This window comes from Candidatus Limnocylindria bacterium (assembly GCA_036523395.1).
In the GTDB taxonomy this organism is placed as follows: domain Bacteria; phylum Chloroflexota; class Limnocylindria; order P2-11E; family P2-11E; genus CF-39.
Map to the genome: position 1 here is coordinate 57739 of DATDEH010000056.1, position 6010 is coordinate 63748.

Here is a 6010-nt window from a genome sequence, read left to right on the forward strand (position 1 = left end):
CCGTGCGTCATCCCCCGCCAGTCGCGCCCTGCACGTCGCGCCGCTCGAAGAGCCAGAACGCGGTGCCGCACAGCACGACCGTGTACGCGGCGAGCACGATGATCGCGTGCGTCTGGTCCGGCAGCACGGTGCCGGGGAAACCGCCGGCGCCGCCGGTCCACCCTGAGATGTTCCGGACGAGGAGGTAGTCGGCGACGTTCTGGAACCAGCTGAAGAAGTTCGTCAGCAGCGCAACGATGAGCTGCTCAGCGAAGTAGTAACCGAGTCCGATCGCCATGCCGGCGGCGGACGAACGCGCCAGGACCGTGACGAACGCCGTCAGCGCGATGTACGGAAGGATCGAGACCCATGCCTTCCAGAGCGCGATGCCCGCGTCCGACCACGTCGCGGCGGCGCCTGCGGCGTCTGGTGCCGCACCGGCGATATTCCCCGCGATCGTGCTGCTGAGCGCGATGCTCGCGACCGCAACGAGAAGCCCGAGCGCGGTGAGCGTCGCGAGCGTCAGAAACTTCGCGGTCAGATACGGCCATCGTCCGGTGCCCTGCGTCAACACGGAGCGCAGCGTGCCCGCGCCGTAGTCGATCCCGATCGCGGACGCTGTGAGGATCGCCATCAGGATGAGTCCGAGGGTCTGCACCGTGCCGAGCGCGTTGGGGATGCTGCCGGGCAGCGTGAAGTTGCCGTACGCGCGCGACATCCGCGCCGGCAGCGTCGGCGCTTGCGCGCGGCACTGCGCCGTGAGACCGGCCGTCACCTGCGCGTCGAGGTCCGCCGGCTGTCGCGCAACATCGCCCGACAGGAGGTCATTGCAACGGACGGTCCTGGGCACACGGCCCTGCTGCTGCTGTAGCGTGGCCGGCACGGTCAACTCGCCGCCGGTGTCGCGGAGATTCTGGTACGAGAAGAAGCTTCCCCACACCGCGAGCTGCGCGAAGAGAAGCGCGAACACGAGAAGGATCCACATCATCCAGCGCCGCCGGAGCTTGAACCACTCCCAGATCGCGAGGTTCCCGATGTTGGCGATCACGAGCGCTGCCTCCCAGTCGTCGGGTCGGTCTCGGTGATCTCCATGAAGAACTCCTCGAGCGTGCGGTGCAGCGGGACAAGCTCGTTCACATAGATGTGCCGGTCGGCCAGCGCGCGCGAGACCTCCCACGAGCGTGCCTGCGGGGCGGTGACCACGAGGCCACCGTCCTGTGTTGCGACCTCCTCGACCCACGGGAGTCCTTTCAGGACGGTCTGGGCGCCCGCATCGTCCGTCGTGCGGAGGCGCAGTGAATCGTGTTCGCGCAGCAGCTCCTTGATCGTGCCCTGCGCGATGAGCTTTCCGCGCGACAGGACCGCGACGTTGTCACAGACGAGCTCGGTCTCCGCAAGCATGTGGCTGGACAGCACGACGGTGCGCCCGCCGGTCCCGAGCTCGCGGATCAGCTCGCGGACCTCCACCACACCCGCTGGATCGAGACCGTTCGTGGGCTCGTCGAGGAAGACCAGCTCAGGGTCGCCGAGGAGCGCGCACGCGATCCCGAGCCGCTGCTTCATGCCGAGCGAATAGGTCGCGAACTTGCTGTCCGCGCGCTTACCGAGATCGACGAGCGTGAGGAGCCGATCGATGTCCGCCGGCGTGCCGCGCTGGCCGATGCCCTGGAAATAGCGGAGGTTCGCGCGACCGGAGAGGTATGGATAGAAGGTCGGTGACTCGACCATCGCGCCGACGAGCTTGAGCGTCGCGGGATGGCGTGCCGGGTCGCCAAAGATCTGCGCGCTGCCGGACGTCGGATGAACCAGGCCCAGCAGCATGCCCATCGTCGTCGTCTTGCCCGACCCGTTCGGACCGAGAAATCCGAACACGCCGCCGCGCGGCACTCGCAGTGAGAGCGCATCGACCGCGACCACGTCGCCGTATCGCTTGGTGAGGCGATCGGTCTCGACTACGAACTCTTGCGCGACCGTCACACCGCGACCGCCTCGGTCCCGACGTTCTCGGCGAACTGGCTGTAGTGCAGGTCGTGATAGAAACCGCGCTGCTCGAGCAGCTCTTCGTGGCTTCCCTGCTCGACGATGCGCCCCTGGTCCATGACGACAATGGTGTCGGCGCTGCGGATCGTCGAGAGGCGATGCGCGATGACGAAGCTCGTGCGACCGCGTCGAAGCTGTGCCATCGCCTTCTGGATGAGCACCTCGGTGCGCGTGTCGACGTTGCTCGTCGCCTCGTCGAGGATCAGCACGCTGCGGTCAGCAAGGAACGCGCGCGCGATCGTCAGGAGCTGCTTTTGGCCGCTCGAGATGTTCGACGCGTCCTCGGCGAGCACCGTGTTGTATCCGTCAGGGAGCGTGCGGATGAACTGATCGGCGTGCGCCGCCGTCGCGGCCGCGACGATCTCGTCCATCGTCGCGTTCTCCTTGCCGTAGGCGATGTTGTCGCGGATCGTCCCGGTGAAGAGCCACGTGTCCTGCAGCACCATTCCGAATGCGCGCCGCACGACGTCGCGGGGTAGCTCGCGCGTATCGATACCGTCCAGCCGGATCGCTCCGCCGTCGATCTCGTAGAAGCGCATGAGCAGATTGACGATCGTGGTCTTCCCCGCTCCGGTCGGCCCGACGATCGCGACCGTCTGCCCGGGTCGCGCGTCGAGCGTGAAGTCCTCGATGAGCGGCTTCTCAGGCAGGTAGCGGAACGAGACGCGGTCGAACTCCACGTGGCCCTTGATCGCAGGGAGCGCGACGGGCGCGGGCCTGTCGGCGCCCTCCTCCGGGGCCTGGAGGAATTCGAAGACACGCTCGGCGGATGCGAGGCCCGACTGAAGGAGGTTCGCCTGCGCGGCCAGCTGTGTGAGCGGCATGGTGAACTGGCGCGAGTACTGGATGAACGCCTGAACGTCACCGAGCGTCATCGTTCCCGACGCCACGCGGTAGCCACCGATGACGGCGACGCCGACGTAGTTGAGGTTGGACAGGAACGCCACCGCGGGCTGGATGATCCCGGACAGGAATTGCGCCTTGAAGCTCGCTGCGTACAGCTGCTCATTGAGCTGGTCGAACTGCGCGATCGACACCTGGCGCCGGCCGAATACCTGCACCAGTGCGTGTCCGGTGTGCATCTGCTCGACGTGTCCGTTCAGCGCGCCGGTCCGCGCCCACTGCGCGACGAACTCCTTCTGCGAGCGGCCGGCGATGACGACGGTCACGACCAGCGTGAGCGGGATCATGAGGATCGAGATGCCCGCAAGCAGCGGGCTGATCCAGAGCATCATCGCGAGCACGCCGACGACGGTGAGCAGCGACGTGAGCAGCTGGCTCATGCCCTGCTGGAGCGTAGTCGCGATGTTGTCGACGTCGTTCGTGACCCGGCTCAGAAGGTCACCGTGCGGATGGCTGTCGAAGTACCGCAGCGGGAGCCGGGCGAGCTTGGCTTCGACGTCGCGGCGCAGGCCGTACACGGTCCGCTGTGCGACTCCGGCCATGAGGTATTGCTGCAGCCAGCCGAGGACCGCGGCGAGAAGATAGACGGCCGCGGCGAACAGCAGGATCTGCGCGAGCTGCGTGAAGTCGACACCAGCGCCCGGCACGACGTTCGTTCCGGACAGCATGTCGGCGAGCTGGCTCTGACCGCGCGACCGCAGCGCCTCGACGGCCTGGTCCTTCGTGATCCCCGCGGGCAAGGTCTTGCCGATGACGCCCTCGAAGATCACGTTCGTGGCGTTGCCGATGAGCTTCGGGCCGATCACGCTGAAGACGACGCTCGCTGACGCGAGCACCGCCACGACCGCGATCGTCAGACGTTCTGGACGCAGACGCGCGACGAGCCGGCGGAATGTGCCGCGGAAGTCCTTCGACTTCTCGACGGGCATGCCCATGCCCATGAAGCCGCCGCCACCGGGCCGCGCACCCGGCCGGTTCCCCGGCCGCCCCATCATCATCATGCCGCGGCCTCACCGAGCTGCGATTCGACGATCTCGCGGTACTCCGCGCAGCCAGCCATCAGCTCGTCATGCGTGCCGATCCCGACGACGCGGCCTTCGTCGAGGACCACGATCCGATCCGCGTGCAGGATCGTGCTCACGCGCTGCGCGACGATGACGACGTTCGCATCGCCCGTCTCGGCGCGGAGCGCCCTGCGCAGCCGCGCATCGGTCGCCGCGTCGAGCGCGGAGAAGCAGTCGTCGAAGAGGTAGATCGCGGGGCGTTTCACCAGCGCGCGCGCGATCGCGAGGCGCTGGCGCTGTCCGCCAGAGACGTTGGTGCCACCCTGGTCGATCGGCGCTTCGAGCTGACCGTCCATGGCCGCGACGAAGTCACGCGCCTGCGCGACCTCCAGAGCGTGCCACAGCTCCTCGTCGGTCGCGTTCGCGTTGCCGAAGCGCAGGTTGTCGGCCACGGTGCCCTTGAACAAGTAGGCCGTCTGTGGCACGAGACCGACGCGACTCCACAGGCGGTCGAGCGACTGGTCGCGCACGTCGACCCCGTCGACCAAGACGGTCCCGCTTGTGACGTCGAATCCACGCGTGACGAGCGTGAGGAGCGTCGTCTTGCCCGACCCGGTGCCGCCGATGATCCCGGTCGTCGTCCCGGGCCGCAGCGCGAACGACAGGTCGTGCAGCACCGCTCGCTCACTGTGCGGATACGCAAAGGTCACGTCCCGCATTTCGACGACGCCGGTGTTCCGCTCGGGCTCGACGGGCTGAGCCGGATCCGACACCGACGGGATCGTCCTCACCACGTCCTCGATCCGCTGCGCGCTCGCCTCCGCGCGCGGCACGAGGATGACCATGAACACCGCCATCATCACGGCGAACAGGATCTGGAAGATGTACATGAGGAAGGCGGTGAGGTTTCCGATCGGCATCTGCCCGCTGTCGACGAGGTGACCACCGAACCACAGCACCGCGACGGTCGACAGATTCATGATGCCAAGCAGGCTCGGCATCGCAAGCGCGAAGATGCGGTTCACCCGGAGGGCGGTGTCCGTGAGATCGCTATTCGCCCCATCGAACCGGCGCTGCTCGGACTCCGTTCGAATGAACGCGCGTACGACCCGGATGCCCATGATCTGCTCGCGCAACACCTCGGTGATCTTGTCCACTCGACCCTGCATCTGACGGAAAAGGGGGATCGAGATCGCGACGAGCGTGCCGATGACCACAGCCATGAGCGGGACGATCACGACCAGAGTGAGCGAGAGCTGCGCGTTCTCGCGGATCGCCATGATGACCCCGCCGATCGCAAGGATCGGTGCGGTGAGCAGGATCGTGAGCGCGATCTGCAGGAAGAGCTGGACCTGCTGGACGTCATTCGTGTTGCGCGTGATCAGCGACGGTGTCCCGAAGCGAGTCATCTCTCGCGCGGAGAAGTGCTGGACGCGCTCGAAGACCGCGCCGCGGACATCGCGGCCGACGCCCATTGATGTGCGCGACGCGAAGTACACACTGATGATGGCGAGAACACCCAGAACCAGCGTGACGCCGAGCATGACCGCGCCGATGCGCCAGATGTACTCGGTGTCGCCCTTCGCGACGCCGTTGTTGATGATGTCGGCGTTGAGGTTGGGCAGGTACAGGTTCGCGATCGATTGGATGAAGACGAGGACCGTGACGATCGCGACCTCGGTGCGGTACTTCGGCACGTAGCGGCGGAGCAGGCTTATCAGCATCTGCGGGTCTTCCCGTCAGCGAGCTCCGCGCTGATGCGAAGGAACGCACGCAGCGTCGTTGCGAGCGCCTCGCGCTCGTCGGAAGTCATCTTCTCGATGAGCCGGCCGAAATGGTCGGAGGAGCCCCGCTCCATGATGTCCAGGATGTGCTGCCCCCGCCGTGACAGCTCGACCAGAACGGTGCGGCGGTCGTCGGGATCCGAACGGCGCGTCACGAAACCTCGCTGATCCATCCGGTCGATGAGCGCCGACGCGCTCGCCGCCGTCATGTCGAGCGCCCCCGCGAGGTCGCTCATGCGCTGCGGCTGCTTGCGGGCGAGCACGGACAGCCCCCGGAGCTGCGTGAACGTCAGATCGGCG

At 66.8% G+C, this 6010-nt stretch carries 5 protein-coding genes; all 5 read right to left on the reverse strand.

The genetic code is table 11. The annotated features are described in order from the left end of the window. Positions 1-7: 7 nt before the first annotated feature. Positions 8-1027: an ABC transporter permease subunit gene (locus tag VI056_07740; protein HEY6202921.1), complete on the reverse strand. Its 1020-nt coding sequence runs from the start codon at positions 1025-1027 to the stop codon at positions 8-10. Next, complete coding sequence (locus tag VI056_07745; GenBank protein ID HEY6202922.1) at positions 1024-1956, reverse strand: ABC transporter ATP-binding protein; 933 nt, start codon at positions 1954-1956, stop codon at positions 1024-1026. Before VI056_07745 ends, VI056_07740 begins: the two co-directional genes overlap by 4 nt. Then, positions 1953-3923, reverse strand: a complete 1971-nt coding sequence (locus VI056_07750; GenBank protein ID HEY6202923.1) for an ABC transporter ATP-binding protein — start codon at positions 3921-3923, stop codon at positions 1953-1955. Before VI056_07750 ends, VI056_07745 begins: the two co-directional genes overlap by 4 nt. Further along, the gene (locus tag VI056_07755) at positions 3920-5650 is read right to left on the reverse strand and encodes an ABC transporter ATP-binding protein (GenBank protein HEY6202924.1); all 1731 of its coding nucleotides are present in this window, start codon (positions 5648-5650) and stop codon (positions 3920-3922) included. The genes VI056_07750 and VI056_07755 overlap by 4 nt, the downstream gene beginning before the upstream one ends. Next, the coding region (locus VI056_07760) for a MarR family transcriptional regulator (GenBank protein ID HEY6202925.1) at positions 5644-6010 on the reverse strand (367 nt) is incomplete at its 5' end. The genes VI056_07755 and VI056_07760, both read right to left, overlap by 7 nt.

Coding starts and splice junctions, on each gene's coding strand:
- VI056_07750 (HEY6202923.1), bottom strand. CDS start 3,923: ATGATGATGATGGGGCGGCCGGGGAACCGGCCGGGTGCGCGGCCCGGT.
- VI056_07755 (HEY6202924.1), bottom strand. CDS start 5,650: ATGCTGATAAGCCTGCTCCGCCGCTACGTGCCGAAGTACCGCACCGAG.